8 protein-coding genes are annotated in these 16,133 nt (G+C 70.0%); 3 read left to right on the top strand and 5 right to left on the bottom strand.

What is annotated here, in order from left to right; genetic code table 11:
* Window positions 1–26 precede the first annotated feature (26 nt).
* Entirely contained in the window at window positions 27–2,888 is a 2,862-nt protein-coding gene (locus tag AC3IYI_RS02240) for a peroxidase family protein (protein WP_489408584.1), read from the bottom strand.
* Between the two features lie 396 nt (window positions 2,889–3,284).
* On the opposite strand from AC3IYI_RS02240, the gene AC3IYI_RS02235 reads away from it, so the two are divergent.
* Both AC3IYI_RS02235 and AC3IYI_RS02230 read left to right on the top strand, forming a co-directional pair.
* Window positions 3,285–4,991, top strand: a complete 1,707-nt coding sequence (locus AC3IYI_RS02235) for a thiamine pyrophosphate-binding protein (RefSeq protein ID WP_489408583.1) — start codon at window positions 3,285–3,287, stop codon at window positions 4,989–4,991.
* A gap of 24 nt (window positions 4,992–5,015) precedes the next feature.
* Window positions 5,016–6,407, top strand: a complete 1,392-nt coding sequence (locus tag AC3IYI_RS02230; protein ID WP_489408582.1) for a hypothetical protein — start codon at window positions 5,016–5,018, stop codon at window positions 6,405–6,407.
* A 61-nt stretch (window positions 6,408–6,468) separates the two neighbouring features.
* Here the strand turns inward: AC3IYI_RS02230 and AC3IYI_RS02225 are convergent, their stop codons facing one another.
* The 3 genes from AC3IYI_RS02225 to katG all read right to left on the bottom strand — a co-directional run bounded on the left by AC3IYI_RS02225 (window position 6,469) and on the right by katG (window position 12,354).
* Complete coding sequence (locus AC3IYI_RS02225) at window positions 6,469–9,507, bottom strand: hypothetical protein (RefSeq protein ID WP_489408581.1); 3,039 nt, start codon at window positions 9,505–9,507, stop codon at window positions 6,469–6,471.
* Between the two features lie 135 nt (window positions 9,508–9,642).
* On the bottom strand, window positions 9,643–9,993 hold the full coding sequence (locus AC3IYI_RS02220) for a CU044_2847 family protein (protein WP_489408580.1): 351 nt from the start codon (window positions 9,991–9,993) through the stop codon (window positions 9,643–9,645).
* 171 nt (window positions 9,994–10,164) lie between these two features.
* The gene (gene katG, locus AC3IYI_RS02215) at window positions 10,165–12,354 is read right to left on the bottom strand and encodes a catalase/peroxidase HPI (RefSeq protein ID WP_489408579.1); all 2,190 of its coding nucleotides are present in this window, start codon (window positions 12,352–12,354) and stop codon (window positions 10,165–10,167) included.
* A 336-nt stretch (window positions 12,355–12,690) separates the two neighbouring features.
* On the opposite strand from katG, the gene AC3IYI_RS02210 reads away from it, so the two are divergent.
* Window positions 12,691–13,113 carry a Fur family transcriptional regulator gene (locus AC3IYI_RS02210; RefSeq protein ID WP_489408578.1) on the top strand — a complete coding sequence of 141 codons (423 nt, stop codon included), beginning with the start codon at window positions 12,691–12,693 and terminating at the stop codon, window positions 13,111–13,113.
* Window positions 13,114–13,422: 309 nt separating this feature from the next.
* On the opposite strand, the gene lanKC is transcribed toward AC3IYI_RS02210, so the two are convergent.
* The gene (gene lanKC, locus AC3IYI_RS02205; protein ID WP_489408577.1) at window positions 13,423–16,035 is read right to left on the bottom strand and encodes a class III lanthionine synthetase LanKC; all 2,613 of its coding nucleotides are present in this window, start codon (window positions 16,033–16,035) and stop codon (window positions 13,423–13,425) included.
* Window positions 16,036–16,133 lie beyond the last annotated feature (98 nt).

Genomic DNA, 16,133 nt, shown 5'->3' with positions numbered 1-16,133 from the left:
GGGGAGCCGCCGGACGAGCGGGCCTCTCAGCCGCGACCGCCTTCGGTTCCCTTCGCGGTGGCCAGGCGCCAGGGCGCGAACGCGCTGCCCGTTCGGGGCAGGAGGCCCGCCAACTCGGGGCAGTGCCGCACCACCACACTGCTCATGCCGTTGCGCTCGATCCAGTCGATGCCCAAAGGGGTGTACACCTCGGGCCTGTAGTCGACGGTGAGGAAGCGATCGCTCTGCAGGCGGCGGGTCGCCATCAGGATGAAAACGCGGAAGGCGGTGTCGCTGAAGCCGAAGCCCTGCGGCGGGTTCTCGGCGAAGAGACCGACCATGGTGTCGATGTGATCGACATCGCGGTAGACCTCCTTCAAGCGGGCGACGGTCTCCGCGTCGCCGGACACGTCCTCGAACCGCCGCACGCGCGGCTTGTGCAGACCGGACCGGAAGTCGTTGTAGCGCGGTACACCGCGACGCCGTGTGCGGACCAGATCGACCACGGACAGGTCGATGACCTCGCCGTCCCGCTCGAACGACCGCAGGGCGTGGGGGTAGTTGTTCAGCGTGATCGCGCCGGGATGAGCGATGCCGAGTGAGTACAGCGAGTTGGCCAGACCGGTCTTGCGGATGAGCGTTTCCGCAGCGGGACCCTGCACGTCGTTGAAGCCGAGGGTGTCCAGGCGCCGGCCGAGCCGGTGGTCCACGATCTCGAAGTCGTCGGGAAGTAGCGGGTGCATGCGGTAGACGGTGACGAAGTCCTCGGTGAGCGAGTACGGAGCGGCGTGGTGGTCCGGCAGGGTCTCGGGGATGCCGGTCAGTGAATGCGCCTCGAAGAGCCACAGCCCCAGTTGCTCGAGCCACTTGTCCGGCGGTCCCTGCCAGTTGGTCTTCAGGCCGACGTCGATCACTTCGGTGGCGAGGATCGCGGGAGTCCACTCCACGGTGTGGATCTTCGCGATGAGAGCCGAGACGACCAGTCGCGCCGTGTGGTAGACGCGGTCCTCGCTCAAGGCCGGGTACTCCTGCCGCAGTGCTTCGCACACGGCGTTGTGCTCGCGGGCGAAGAGGGTCTGCAGGGCGCTGAGGCCGTACCACCAGCTCTCCGCGAAGCCGGTGAGCGGGAGGCCGTCCGGCCCGGCCGGCAGATGGCCGTCCTCCAGGCGCAGCGCGGCACCGCCCCCCGGCTCGCGCAGCGACCTTCCGGTGACCTCGTTGCCGCCGTAGATTTCGGAGCCGTCCCACCAGTGGGACGCCACGTTGGCGAACAGCGTCGGCGGACCCTTGCCGTCGGCCGGGTGCAGCCCCTCGTTCTCGGCGAAGCGCATGACGTTCTCGGGAGGTCCGCCCGGAGTGTTCCTCCACGTGACACCGGGAGGGAGCGGCACCTCGACGGTCTTCGTGCCGGTGGGGTAGCGCTTGTGGTTGACCCAGTCGTGCACCTGGAACTGGATCCAGGCGGCGGCCAGGACGTTGAGGGAGCGTGCCGGAATGAAGACGTCGCGGTGCAGCAGCTCGCGACTGACGGTGACCGGGTTCGGTACGTTGAACAGGTCTGGTTGGTAGACGGGCGCGAGGTTGCGGCCGAAGGCGGACCCGACAGCGCCCATCTTCGGTGCGGACAGGTCGTTGTAGGTGCCGTCGTAGCTCCGCGCGAGCCGCATGTCTTCGTCGATGGGATCGGGTACGGGCTGGGCTCTGGGCGGAGCCTCGCGGAGCTCGGTGTCGACCAGGTTGTCCTGGCGCAACTCCTGCCGAAAGGCCAGGAGGTTCAGCAGACCGAGGCTCGTGGGCAGCCGGTGCCAGGGGACGAATCGGTTGAGGCCGCGGAAGGCGGCGCGCAACGGCACGCCCAGTACGGCGTTGCGCTGCGGCTCGACGTTGGCGAACCGGTGGCCCAGTCGGTGGGCGCTGCTGGCTTCGTAGGCGACCTTGCGCGCACGGTTGAGGTTTCCGAGGGGCCGGAAATCCTCGGTCGTGTTCCACGGGTTGAAGGCGAGCTCGTCGACCCGTGCTGCTGCGGCGCGAGCCTCGGCGGAGCAGATGTCATGGCATGGGATGGTCAGCGTTGCCACCCGCACGAGAGGCGTGTCCTCCTCCTTCCACTCGGCCGCGCCGTCTTCGATGGGCGTCCGGCGGGCATCCACGTAGCGCTGGACGAACAACTCGAAGACGACGTCCGCCTCCTTCAGCCGCCGCGCGAGTTCGTGCTCCAGGAAATCGGGGTCGGCGGCGGAGGGCGCGGGGGCCCACGGAGCGTCGTCTGCGGGGCGCAGCTGATAACGCACTGGTCCCGCGTCACCCCACAGGATTGCTCCGCGGCTCCAGTACGTCTCCAGTGCCAGGCTGCTCACCGGGCGGCTCGTACCCGCACGCACGTTGCGGCGCATGCGTGCGGCCGTGGACCATCCGACCGCGAGCGGCAGGGTGACGAACAGCGCGACGGCCTTCCGCAGTGTCGTATCGGCGCCCGCCATGGCCTTCGCGAATGCGACGAACTCGAGCGCGTTGCGCGCGTGCGAGACCGGATGGCTCGTCATCAGCAGGTCATGCGCTTCGTCGGCTCCCGCCACGACGCGCAGGGCCGCTCCGCGCAGATCGGGGGCGTGGTCGGGCCGGCGGGCGCCGTTCGCATTGGACAGCCGTACGGTGACGGGGTACTCGGCACCCGGTTGGGCGAACCCGGTCCGCAGGTCGGGGGGCAGGTCGCCGACGAAGGCCAGACGCGCGTTCTCCGCGCCGAGAACGGCCTTGGCGTGGAAGGTCCGGGCGAGTTCGGATGCGCCACTGCGCTTCCTGGACTTGAGCTGGACCCGCATGAGCTCGCGGGCGAGCCGCTCGAAGACGAGCCGTTCCACCTCGGGGTCGCCGCCCACGTAGTGCTCGTACTGCCTGGTCTCGGCCATGTGTGCCTCTTCGCCAAGGCGCACCCCGCTCTCCGGACGCAAGGCCGGCGGACGACGAGGTGACGCTCCACGGCTGCCCGGGACGGGGTCCGCGGGCACCTGGTTACACACGGCAACCCTGACTCAGTGGTGCGGCCGCGTCGCGCGGAACAACGCAGACGGGTGGCATCCGCCTCGCGCCCCGGTGGACGTCCGCCCTACGAGTTCTGCGCGCACTGTGAACGGTGACGCCGGCCCTGTCACTCGTACGGCCCACCTCATGTGCAGGAGCGGGATGTGTCCAGTACTGGCAGACTGGTTCCGCATGGGTGACTGCGCCGACACGGCCGCACCACGTGCCGCGTCGACACCGCACCCGCCGACAACACATGCGGGGGAGTGGACGAGGGAACGGCGATGAGAGTCTACGAAGCCATGGTCAAGGGCCTGGAAGACATCGGAGTCCGGGCCGCGTTCGGCGGTGCCGGAGAGAACGCCGCCGGCCTGATGCTGGCGCTGAAGCACTCGCAGCAGATCCGGCCGGTCATCACGCGGCATGAGCAGGCCGCGTCCTTCATGGCGTGCGGCCACGCGATGTACACGAACGAATTGGGCTTCTGTTTCGCAACGGCAGGTCCCGGTGCGTTCAACCTGTTCTCCGGTCTGGCTGTAGCGATGTCCGACTCCTACCCCGTCCTGGCAGTCTCGGGCTACGCCTCGAGACAATGGCAGGGATGGGGCTCCCTCAACGAAACCTCGGGCCTGAACCGGACGCCCGACTCCCGGGCCATGTTCGCCGCCACGACGAAGAAGTCCTTCCTGCTCGCCGACGCCGCCGACACGTGCGACGTGCTCGAGGAAGCCGTCAACATCGCCTTCGAAGGAAGGCCCGGGCCGGTGCACATCCACGTTCCCGAGGACCTCACCCACCGTGGTGTCGAGGTGACGAACTTCCGGCACATCCGGCTCGACGTGGCCCCGGTCGTCCCGGACCGGGCCCGCGTGGCGGAGATCGCCGCGGTGCTGGCCGACGCCCTCACACGGCGCAAGCGCATCGTGGCGCTCGTCGGGTTCGGCGCGATCCGCAGCGGAGCGGGAGCGGAGGTCCGGCGCTTCATCGAACGCTTCCAGATTCCCCTGCTCACCACGCTGGACGGCAAGGGCGTCGTCTCCGAGGCCCACCCGCTCTCGGTGGGCGTCTTCGCGGACAGCGGGCACTCCAGCGCGTGGAAGGCGTTTCGCGAGGCCGACGTCGTGCTGTGCGTCGGCAACTCCCTGAATCAGCACGCCACGTTCAACTACCGCGAAGACCTCTTCGAGAACAAGGTGCTCGTCCATGTGAACATCGCCGAGACCGAGTTCCACAAGGCCTACCGGCCCGACTACGCGCTGCTCTCCGACGCGCGCCTCGGGCTGGCCGCCCTCTACGCGGCGCTGGACGAACGGGTCGGCGACGTCCCGGCGGTCGATGTCGACGGCCGCGACTACGAAGCCCGTCACATCACGCACCTGACCGGAAAGATTCACCCCGGGGAGCTGGCCCAGGCGATCGGCAGGATGCTGCCCCCACGAGGTGTTCTGCTCGCCGACGCGGGAGCACACCTCGCCTGGCTCGGCTACTACGTCGAGCTCGAGGAGGGACAGAACTTCCGCAAGGTCGGTTCCTTCGGGCCGATGGCCGGCCATGTCAACGGCGCCATCGGAATGAAGGTCGCGCACCCGGAACGGACCGTCGTCGTCGGGTGCGGCGACGGGTGCTACTCGTTGTCCGGTTTCGAGCTGATGACCGCCGTCGAGAACGACATCCCCGTCATCTGGATCATCTTCGACGACCAGGAATTCAAGCTGATCAAACTGTTCCAGCTCGTCACCTACGGGGAGACGGGGCTCGTCGAGTTCCAGAACCCCGACTTCGCCGCGTACGCGAGGGCGTGCGGCGCCGACGGCTACCGCGTCGAGACGCTGGAGGAGTTCGAGAAGGCGTTCCGTGAAGCGCTGGCCTCCGGCCGGCCCTCCCTCATCGACGCCCGGATCACGCGATGGGCCGTACCCCACTACAGCCCCTCGCCCGACGGAGTCATCGCCGGCCTCGTCGAGACCATCGAGGCACGCCTGCGCGGCTGACGGCGCCCGTGAAGGGACAGCAGCATGAACGACCCGATGAACACCCATGGCCGTGCCGGGTTCGAGGCCCTCCTGAACCGCGCGCTGCTCACGTCGATCTGGCGTCGCCGCACCCACCGGGTCAGCCGCGGCAGCTCGGTCGAGGCCGGTTCGATGAGCTGGTCCTCCACCGCACCACGAGCCCCGCTCACCGAGCTCGAAGAGGCCGTCCTCATCGCCATCACGGGCTGCTCCGGCCTCACCATGCCGGACCGTCCCTTCGCCGACCCCCGCGACGGCAAGCCCATCATGGCCAAGCCGAACCTCAACATGGCCGGCCGGACCGCGGGCAGCCCCGACAACGCCCAAGGCACGCACTTCTTCCTGATCAACGACAGCGGCACCTACTTCCTGCGCAACCTGCCCCCTGCAGCCGACGGCGGGGCGACGGCGTTCGACGCGGAGACCCTCTGCTCGCGCGCCGCCGAGGCGAAGGTGCGGCTCCTCGACCACCGCATCGACGTACCGGAAGGAGGGCGGGACTTCCCCGCCTACCTCGACTCGAACCGGTTCCTGTCGAACCTCCCGGGCACCACCCTCCTCTTCCCGGTGGTGGACCTGTCGCGGCAGTACATCAACGGGCTGATGTACCTGCTGACCCAGCCCGAGGGTGCACGGCCGGCGATCGTCGACGACCGGAACCTCTACCGCTCGGCCGGCGTGCGCAAGTGGGTGAAGTCGGGGTTCCTGAACGAAGACATCAAGCTGCCCCTGGGCTTCATCTGGGCCATGCGCACGCAGATCGAGGCCGACCTGCTGCTCCAGAACCTCATGCTCACCGCAGACGCGATGGGTCTCGGAGCCTGGATCCACGCCTCGATCGCCCCGTCGATCATGCTGGGAGACCCGAGGTTCCGTCCCGCCTACGGTCCGATGCTCGATTTCGACTGGACCGTCCCGCGGTGGAGACCGGCGGACCTCCTGCGCTGGCAGGTGCCGCTCCCGCGCTACGCGGGCCTGAGGGCGACCGCCGTAGGCCTGCGGCACAACGGTGAACATCTCATCAAGGCGATGTGTCCGCCCAACTACGAAACCATGGGCGAGGCGGTGGACGCCGTCGTGGCGGGGAAGTTCGGGCCGACGGGCATCTACTCCGACGAGGGGTTGTTCGCGCGCATCTACCGGGGGGACTTCGGCAGGAAGTACCTGCACGAGGCCAGCGACTACTCCGCCGACGTCATCGCCTGTACGCGGGACATCTGCACCTACATCTACGAGACCCACGGGCGGTTTCCCGCCCACTGCGACACGATCCACGTACCGGGCGTGTGGCTGCAGGCCCATCACCTCGAGAACGCCTACTACGAGCGGTACTTCCGCGACGGTCTCACCGAGGCCCACCGCACTCACGACGAGTACTGGCACGGGGAAGGGTGACGTCTCCGATGGCGCGCTCCACCGGGCGGCTCTGCCACTCGTCTGGGCCGTGCTCCAGCCGCTACCGCTGAGCGCCTCCGGACCGGCGGCGCTTGCCACCGCACCTCGCCGCGTGAGCGCGGCCCACCTCCGCGGCCTTGGTGCCGAGGTGGTGTCCGAGCGCCCGGTAGGCGTCGAACTGGGCGTGGTCGAACCACTGGTCGAAGGTGGCCTGGCGGGGGAAAGCCTTCTCGCGGAGGGCGTAACTGAGCAGCTCGTACGGCATGTCGGGGGTCAGACTGGCCTTCACATAGATGATCGTCCCCAAAGCGCCGGCCGGTGTGTCCGGCGAGAACTGGATCCGTTCCGGGTACTCGATCGTGCCGCGCACCACGCACGTGGCGGAGAACCGACCGTTCAGGGAGGCCATCGGCACCTCGGGCGCGAGCGGTTTCGCGCTGCCGGGAACCAGGTTCAGCAGATTCTGCCCCTCGTCATCGAAGGTGATCGTCACTCCGAGGTCCTCATAGGCGAGGGTGATCGCCTGCGCGAGGGTGGTCGCCAGCGGCGGCGAGTCCCCCGAGGCGTCGATGACATAGACGGTCCGGCAGCGGAGCCGGAGCATCTCGACCAGACCGAGATTGTCGAAGTGCCCGCCGTCCGTGCACAGCAGCAGGGGAGTGGTGTCCGAGTACCGGCCCACCAGCTCCTGGAGTTGGTACCGCAGCCGCCGTACCCGCGGCAGCCGCGGCATGATCCGGTTGGGACCGTACGTCGCCAGTTCCGCGAGGTACAGGGGGTTGGGCACCCAGGTGCCGAGCCGCACGTTGGACAGCGCGAGCAGCCGCTCCATGAACATCGTCTGGGAGCCCATCGCGGAGGCGAAGGCCGCCCCGGATACGGCGACGGCGGACTGCACGGTCAGGTCGCGCCCGATCAGCGCCGGGGCCGTCTTCTGCAGAGTGCCGGTGCGGACCCAGCCCGTGTCGGGTCCGCCGCAGTAGTCGGACGCGAAGGTGAAGGGGACGGCGGGCCGGCCGGGCGCGGTGCGGTTGCGCAGGGAGACGGCCGCGGAGGTGGCGAAGATGACCTGGGGGAAGCCCTCCACCCGCTGCGCGTAGGGGTTGAGCGGGGTCGGCTCGTTGTTGTAGTCGTACGGCAGGGCGCCGACCGAGCCGTCCTTCAACACCGCGCGGCGCACGGCGAAGGCGCCGGCCAACCGCTGTCGGTAGAAGGGGTGCAGGCTGAATGTGGTCTGGTCGATCACGAGCGTCAGCACGATCAGGGCGATCGGCACCCCCCACTGCCACGCCGTGTGCCAGCTGCCCGCGTAGACGGCGGCCCAGGACATGAGGGCGAGGCCGAAGAACGCGACCAGGAGCAGGACCAGCCAGCACACCACGGCCTTCACCCAGCTGCTGCCGACCTGCGTGACGAGGGATGTGCCGCCTCTGGCGAACGGACCTGCCTGCTCACCGTCCGGCTTCAGCCGCTTCACCGTTTTGTGGACCGTGGTGAACCACGTACCCGCGGCGGTCGCCGCCGCGGTGATCGCTCCGAGCAGGGCCACTCCCGCCCCGCTGTCGTCCCAGTAGCCTCCCTTGCCGGCCTTGTGGGCCAGAGAGGCGAAGAACCAGATCACCGAGGGAATGACGACCGAGTACGCGGCGACCGCCAGCGCGAGGCCGGTGAGCGTGTTCACCATGCTGCGCAGCCAGGCGGGGCGGGACTCGTCGCTCCCGGCCCGCGCGAAGGCGTACCCGACGGACACCAGGCCGGCCAGGCCGAACAGGGCGAGGACGGGGAGCCAGGCGTTCGGGTACAGGTCCAGGGACGAGTCGAACCCCTCCGCTTCCGCCGCGAGGGGGCGGAGCTCGGTCAGTGGAAGGTGCGAGTAGAACAGGTGCAGGAACTGGCCTGCCACGGCGAAGACCAGCGCCAGCATGCCGAAGGAGACGGCCATCCCACGCAGTACCGCCCCCGCGGCGTGCAGCTTCTCCTTGGGTGCGTCCGCCAGGTACTTCGCGTGCCGGCGGATGTGGTCCTCCTCAGGGCTGCCCGGCGCGAACACGTCCGCGGGTGTCGCCAGACCGGGCCGCACCGAAGGGCTCCCGTCCGGGGCCCGGAGCCGGGCATCGGTCAGGGCCAGTTGGAAGGCCCCGGCGGTGTACCCGCCGCCGGACACCGACACCAGATACGCCGCCTCGAGCAGTTGCCCGCGCAGTGCCTGCAACGCGCCGAGGGTGACCGAGGCCGACCGGATGCCGCCGCCGGAGACGCAGAAGCCGACCTCCGCGGGTTGGCGACCGGGCGGCTGGTAGGCGCGGGTGCGCCAGCGGGTCGCCGCGCTGTCCTTCGGGTTCCGGGTCTCGGCCCGGTGTGGTTGCGCCGGGTCGGGGGCGGTCCACTCGGGCCGGGGTTCCCAGTCGTGGGGCGCGGCGGGCGGGAGGATCACGTCCGGGTCGCTCCACTGGCTCTCCGTGCCGTCCGTGAGCCTATGGGCGCGGGCCACGACGGGACGGGGGCGGTCCTCCCGCGCACTGCGCACGAAGGAGGGGGCCAGAACCAGGCGGCAGCAGAGGGTGACGACGATCAGAAGGCCCGCTGCCACCAGCGGGACGACGAGCGCCCATTTCACCTGGGCGAAACAGGCCGCACGCGTCAGGTCCGGTACCGGGTCGGCGGCGAGCCGGTTCAGAGCCCTCCAGAGGAAGAGGTTCTCCACGCAGTCCGCAACCACCGCCACAGGGGTGAGGGCGAGGGCGCGCCGGGCCCACAGCCGGGTGGACTCCCGATAGAGGAAGAGGTGCCCGAGCCCGAAGGTCCCCGCCAGGGCCGCCGCGTAGCCGGGAACGAGCATGCGCCAGTCGAGAACGAGGCCGTCCTGGAACAGCTTGCTGCCGTCCCCGCCTTCAACGCCCTTCACGATGGCGCGGGCCTCTTCGGCCGTCGCCGCGAACTGCAGGAGCAGTTCTCCGTTCCCTGAAGGCTTGTCAAGGAACGGCGGATCCACCATGTACCAGATGATCATGCAGAGACCGGCAGCGAGCCCGAACAGACACAGCCCCACCGCCCAGCCCGGAATCTCTCGCAGCCTCAACTGCGTCGGAGCATTCGGCATGCACGCAGAGTAGTCATCCGGACCCCGTCCGGACGTCATTGCGATCGGCGCGCGCCGTACGGGGGAACGCACAGGACCCGCTCGGCCGCGCCCGCGCCGGCGCCGGGCAGAACAGCCCGATGCCCGCAGTGGGGGCTACTCCGGCCGTTCGGACGCAGTCCGAGAACGGCCGGCATCGCTGCCCTTCCACGCCATGGTCACCGTCAGATGGCAGCCTGCACCGGTCTTGGCGATCACGGCCCCGGCGGCGACCGAGAGGTCGACGCCGAACTGGATGGAGATGTCGTCGGGGCGGGCTTTGCGCAGCTGCTCGAGGGCCACGCGCGCTGCCTCCGTGACCGGACCGAGCGCCTCCTGCAGCGTTTCCGGGAGGTCGTGGATGGCGTCGCCGATGCGGCCGCCCCTCACCGGCCCCTCGTCCGTGTCCGGAGCCTCGACCAGGACGTACCCGCCGCCTTCCAGCGGGATCCGAGCGAGAGGTGCCACGACTCCTCCTCCGTACGTACGGCGACGACCCCCTCCGGTCGTGCACAACCGGATCTCGGCCAGCCTTGCAGGGGCGGGGGCCCGCCGCATGGCACAGGGGGCCGTCTGCGTGAGGCCCTGTTCCCCGGGGTGTCCCGGTCGGCCGGTGAGCGGCCGACCGGGACATCGGGCTCAGGCGAGATCGAACCGGTCGAGGTTCATCACCTTGTCCCACGCCGCCACGAAGTCACGCACGAACTTCTCGCCGGCGTCCTGGCACGCGTAGACCTCCGAGACGGCCCGCAGCTGGGAGTGCGAACCGAAGACGAGGTCGACGGCGGTGGCTGTCCACTTGACCTGGCCCGTGGCGCGGTCCCGGCCTTCGAACACGTTCTCCGCCGAGGCCGACGCCTTCCACTCCGTACCCATGTCGAGCAGGTTGACGAAGAAGTCGTTGGTCAACGTCTCCGGCCGGTCGGTGAAGACACCGTGTGGGGACCGCTCGAAGCCGGTGTCCAAGGCCCGCATTCCGCCGGTCAGGACCGTCATCTCGGGTGCGGTCAGGGTCAACAGGCTGGCGCGGTCCAGCAGGAGGGTCTCCGGCGACAGCTTCTCTCCCGCCCGGAGGTAGTTGCGGAACCCGTCCGCCCTGGGTTCGAGCACGGCGAACGACTCCACGTCGGTCTGCTCCTGCGACGCGTCCGTGCGCCCCGGTGCGAACGGGACGGTGACGGCGTGCCCGGCGTTCCTCGCGGCCTGCTCGACGGCCGCGCACCCGCCCAGGACGATCAGGTCGGCGAGCGAAACCAACGCCCCGTCGGCCTGCGCGCCGTTGAAGTCCTGCCGGATCTGCTCGAGGGCCCGCACCGTCGCGGTCACCTCGGGCACGTCGTTGGCCTCCCAGCCCTTCTGCGGCGCGAGTCGGATCCGTGCTCCGTTGGCCCCGCCACGCTTGTCGGTGCCGCGGAAGCTCGCCGCCGACGCCCAAGCCGTGGCGACCAGTTGGGAAACGGAAGGCCCCGAGGCGAGGACCCGGGCCTTGAGGTCGGCGATCTCCGAGTCCCCGACCAGTGCGTGATCGACCTCGGGGACGGGGTCCTGCCACAGCTGCGGCCCGGGAATCCACGGGCCGAGGTACCGCGAGAGGGGGCCCATGTCACGATGCAACAGCTTGTACCAGGCCTTGGCGAACGCGTCCGCGAGCTTGTCCGGGTTCTCGTGGAAGCTTTTCGAGATCGGCGCGTAGACCGGATCCAGCTTCAGCGAGAGGTCCGTCGTCAGCATCATCGGAGCATGCCGCTTCGACCGATCGTGAGCATCGGGCACCGTGCCCTGGGCCGAGGCGTCCGTGGGGGTCCACTGCTGCGCACCTGCCGGGCTCCTCGTCAGCTCCCAGTCGTACCGGAACAGGTTGTCCAGGTAGCCGTTGTCCCACTTCGTCGGCTCCGAGGTCCACGCGCCCTCGAGCCCGCTGGTGAGTGCGTCGGCGCCCTTGCCGCTGCCGGACGAATTCATCCAGCCGATGCCCTGCTGCTCGATGGGGCAGGCCTCCGGTTCCGGACCGATGTATTCGGGGTCGACGGCGCCGTGGCACTTGCCGAAGGTGTGGCCGCCGATGATGAGCGCGACCGTCTCCTCGTCGTTCATCGCCATGCGCCCGAACGTCTCGCGAATGTCCCGGGCGGCGGCGATCGGATCCGGATTGCCGTTCGGCCCCTCCGGATTGACGTAGATCAGCCCCATCTGCACGGCGCCGAAAGGCCCCGTGAGTTCTCTGTCGCCGCTGTAACGCTCATCTCCGAGCCACGTGTCCTCCGGCCCCCAGAAGATTTGCTCGGGCTCCCAGATGTCCTCGCGTCCGAACCCGAACCCGAACGTCTTGAACCCCATGGATTCCATCGCGCAGTTGCCGGCGAAGACCAGAAGATCGGCCCATGAGATTTTCCGGCCGTACTTCTGCTTGACCGGCCAGAGCAAACGGCGTGCCTTGTCGAGGCTCGCATTGTCCGGCCAGCTGTTGAGCGGGGCGAAGCGCTGGGCGCCGGAGCCGCCACCGCCCCGGCCGTCGGCGATGCGGTACGTCCCTGCGGCATGCCAGCTCATCCGGATGAAGAGCGGCCCGTAGTGACCGTAGTCGGCAGGCCACCAGTCCTGCGACGCGGTCATCAACCCGAAGACGTCCTGCTTCAGTGCGTCGAGATCCAGGGTCGCGAACTCTGCCGCGTAGTCGAAGTCCTCACCCATCGGATCGGACCGGGGTGAATTCTGGTGGAGAACCTGAAGGTCCAGCTGATTCGGCCACCAGTCCTGGTTCGCCCTGGGGCGAGTCGACGTGGGGGCCGGGGAGGGGATTACCGGGTTCTCGCTTTCGCTGCCGGACACGTCCGTCCTTCTTCCTGTGGCGGTGTCTTCCTCTGCCGTCCGCGCTGCTCGCTCTTGAACGCGTCTGCTTTACGAGTCGAGCACTGCGACCCACGCCGCCGCCGAGGTCATATCCTCACGGACGACGCCGATCAATCGAGTGCGTACCGGCGTCCGTATGGTCGCGCACCGCGGAGCGCACCGCTACGAGAACACGCGGGGCGCGCCCGCGCGGCAAACAGGAAAAATCCCAAGGTGGCATCTTCCGATCATGGCGACCTCCCCGCCGCTGATATGAGGATCGGAAGTGGAATTGACCACCGACCGGCCCGTCACGTTATGGAGAGGTGAACCGAAATGAGCGACCTGCTGGAGCGGCTGCGAGGGCGTGGCTGGCGCATGACGTCCCAGCGGCGGGCCGTCGCGGAGGTACTCGACGGCGAGCACGTGCACCTCACGGCCGACGAGGTGCACGCCCGCGCGGTGCAGCGGCTCCCCGAGATCTCCCGGGCGACCGTCTACAACACACTCGGCGAACTGGTCTCGCTCGGTGAGGTGGTGGAGGTCTCCGCCCAGGGCCGCGCGAAGCGCTACGACCCCAACGCGCACCACCCGCACCAGCACCTGGTGTGTTCCGGCTGCGGCCTCATCCGTGACGTCCACCCGACCGGCGACCCACTGGCCGGTCTCCTGGCGGCGGAGCGGTTCGGTTTCACCGTGTCCGAGGTCGAGGTCACCTACCGCGGACTGTGCCCCACCTGTGCTCGCGGTCTGGGGTAAGCGGTCCGGGCGGCGGACCGCCGAGCCCGGAGCCCGGCGCCGGGCCGGGACCGGTGGCAGGACCACCGGTCCCGGACCTATCCGGGTGCCGGCTGGTTACATCGGGTCGGGGAAGATGTCGCTCATGCTCCAGGCGACGCTGAAGCAGGGGAAGTATTCGGCCTCCGGCTCGGTGTCCAGTGCCTGGAGCGCGAGGATCTGGCTCATGGATGCTCTCCGCTTTCTTCTCGGGGTCGTCTCGGTCGGTCACTGCATACGTCGGTCACTGCATACCTCGGCACGGAGTTGCTTGCCGCCGTGCCCAGGCGATCATGGGGCGCCCGCCCGGTGCCGTCCGTGGGGTGCCGGGATCCGGGGACGCGTGTGGTGGGGCTCCGTCAGGAGCGGGCCGGCCAGCAGGCGCTGGAGGACCAGCAGGACACCGGCCCCGCCACTGGACAGGTCGGCGGTGAACCGCTGCGAACCCGCTCCGAGGAATCGGACACCGCGCCGGTACGGGACGGCGTACTTCAGCAAGCCGGTTGCTGCGCGCACGGCGTCCCCGCGGTCGGCGTCCGTGCCGGTGAGCTCGGCGTGCTCGGTCAGGAACCAGGTCAGTCCGGCCAGCCCCCGGTACAGGCCCGCCTCCTTCGTGGCGCAGGAGACCCGGATGCCGGCGATCAGCCTCGGCAGCGCCGCGGCGCAGCGTTCGTCCGGCGCGGTGGCCACATAGCGGGTGAGTGCTGCGGCGACACCGGCCGCGCCCGTGGCCAGGTACGGCATGGCACGGGTGAGCCGCGCGGTGTCGGAGATGGACAAGGCCCCGTCGTCCAGCGGGAAGGTCCGGTCCAGCTCCTGGTGGAGCAGCGAGCGGCCCGCCTCCAGGTAGCGGGCCTCGCCGGTGGCGCGGGCCAGGCGGTGGAGGAAGAGGGCGACCCCCGAGCGGCCGTGCAGCAGGCCACGGGCGTCGTGCTCGCCGAGGGTGGCCGGCAGGTCGGGGGTGTGTAACAGGCCCTCCCCGGCCGCGGCGGCCCGCTCCAGGTGGCTGCTCTCCCCGGTCAGCCGGTGCAGGTCGAGCCAGCCCAGGCCGACCCCGGCCCGCCCGCCGGCCAGCGTGCCGCAGGAGGCGGTGAGCGGGTGGTCGTCGGCGTCCCGGAGCAGGTCGACGGCCTCGTCCCGCAGACCGAGGCCGGCCAGTACCCGGGCGATGCCGGCCGAGCCGACGAGCAGTCCGGGGGGCAGCGCGTCGCGCTGCGCCAGCGTCTCGCGGCGCAGCCGTTCGCGTATCTCCTCCGGCACCACGGCGCCGGCGCGGTGCAGGGCGTGCACCACCCCGGCCGTGCCGTAGGCCAGGCACACGGTGTTGGTGCGGAACGCCTCGGGCGAGGGCGGGAAGACCCAGTCCGGCCGGTCGGCGGCAGCCATCTCGAGCAGCCCCGCGGCCACCTCCTCGGCCAGCCGGGTGAGGCAGCCGCGCGGGTCGGTGTCCAACTCGGCGGGCGAGGGCAGGCGGTCGGGATCGGCCTGGTCCTCCGTCAGGTGGAAGGCGGTGGCCCGCTGCCACAGGTCCTGCGGCGGAGCCGCGTCCGCCAGGTCGCGGCGCAGCAGTGCGAGGTTGGCGGGTGCGTGTTCGGCGATCTCGTTGAAGGGCGCCAGGAAGGCGAACGCGACGGCCGACATGCCGTACCGGTCCTGCAGCAGCGGATCGGTGTCGGCCCGCAGCACGCCGGGCGGCGGCGTGAATCCCGGAGTGCCCATCCCGGAGGGTGCGGCGGACAGCGCCGAGGCCGCCTCGAAGTCCACCAGCCGAACCCCGCCCGAAGGCGTGACCATGACATTGCCCAGGCTGAGGTCACCGAACCGGTAGCCGACGGCGTGCAGCCGCTCGAGCGAGGCGTCCAGCGCGGCCAGCAGGCGCCGGCACGCCTCGTAGTACGCGGCGACGGACTCGGTGGTGCGGTCGGCGCGGGCCAGCGGGGAGGACCGGCTCAGCCAGCCCACCAGCGGCTGCCCGGCGACGTACTCGGTGACGAGGAAGTCGTTCTCCCACTCCGTGAAGTGGTCCAGCGGCTCCGGGCCCACCCCGGGGGCGGCCGCGTGCAGCTCGCGCAGCACGCGGTACTCGTGCCCCAGCCGCTGCTGCGCGTCGGTCCCGTCGAAGACCAGGCCGTTGTGGGCGCGGGCCTCCTTGACGAAGACGGTGCGGCCCGTCCGCCGGTCCCGGGCCTGGTAAGTGCCGCCGGCGTTGCTCAGGCGCACCGCGCGGGTCACCTCGTAGTCGCGGATCAGGATCGGGCCCGTGTGCGGCTGCTCCTCCTGCTCGACGAAGGGGTCCGTGATCCCCGCGGGCAGGTGGAAGGCGGGCAGCCGCAGGTCCACGACCTCGCGGCCGGAGCCGTCGAGTATCAGCCCCTCCCGGGTGCCGTCGGCCAGCAGCCGGCTGCGGGTCGCACGGAAGGAGCCGTAGCGGTAGTGGACCGTCCGCGAGTCGCGAAAGCGCCGGTCGGTGAGGACGTACGGCCCCACTTCCCCGTCGAGCGCGTCGCGCAGGCGGTCCAGCAGCCGGCGGGCGGTCGCCGTGTCCGGCGGGTAGACGGCGCAGAACTTGCCGGCCTGGGCCCGCCCTGCGTGTTTGTGATGGAGGAACAGGAAGAAGAGCCGGGCGCTCAGGTGCTTGAACGGCACGCCTTCAGAGAAGCAGATCCCGGCGACCGTGTCGAGCACGTGCTGCGCCCGGTCCAGCCGCGCCGACACGTGGATCTTCCAGCCCTGCTCGGCGAGCCCGGTCCGCGCAATGTCCCAGGCCGTCCAGATGCCTTGGGCAGTGCCGCAGTGGCCCGGCGGCACCTCGCTGGGAGCGAAGCGCGGTCCGGGGTCGGCCACGCTCGGCAGCGGCAGGTAGTACTCCCGGTCCGCGAGCGCTTCGCCGAAGCCTTCGAGCACGGAATCTCCTCGCAGAGTGGTAAAGGGTGGCCACAGAGGCCGTTCATGTCGGGCTCTTCCCCCCGACGCTCCTGCTCGAACGCGCGACGGGGGGTGGA

Source organism: Streptomyces sp. GL_148 (assembly GCF_057834205.1).
The sequence above is the reverse complement of the archived record's forward strand: the minus strand, read 5'-3'. Positions and strand labels throughout refer to the sequence as shown.

Excerpts from the sequence above, each read along its gene's own strand:
- AC3IYI_RS02230 (WP_489408582.1), top strand. The coding sequence starts at position 5,016 with ATGAACGACCCGATGAACACCCATGGCCGTGCCGGGTTCGAGGCCCTC.
- AC3IYI_RS02210 (WP_489408578.1), top strand. The coding sequence starts at position 12,691 with ATGAGCGACCTGCTGGAGCGGCTGCGAGGGCGTGGCTGGCGCATGACG.
- AC3IYI_RS02240 (WP_489408584.1), bottom strand. The coding sequence starts at position 2,888 with ATGGCCGAGACCAGGCAGTACGAGCACTACGTGGGCGGCGACCCCGAG.
- AC3IYI_RS02235 (WP_489408583.1), top strand. The coding sequence starts at position 3,285 with ATGAGAGTCTACGAAGCCATGGTCAAGGGCCTGGAAGACATCGGAGTC.
- AC3IYI_RS02225 (WP_489408581.1), bottom strand. The coding sequence starts at position 9,507 with ATGCCGAATGCTCCGACGCAGTTGAGGCTGCGAGAGATTCCGGGCTGG.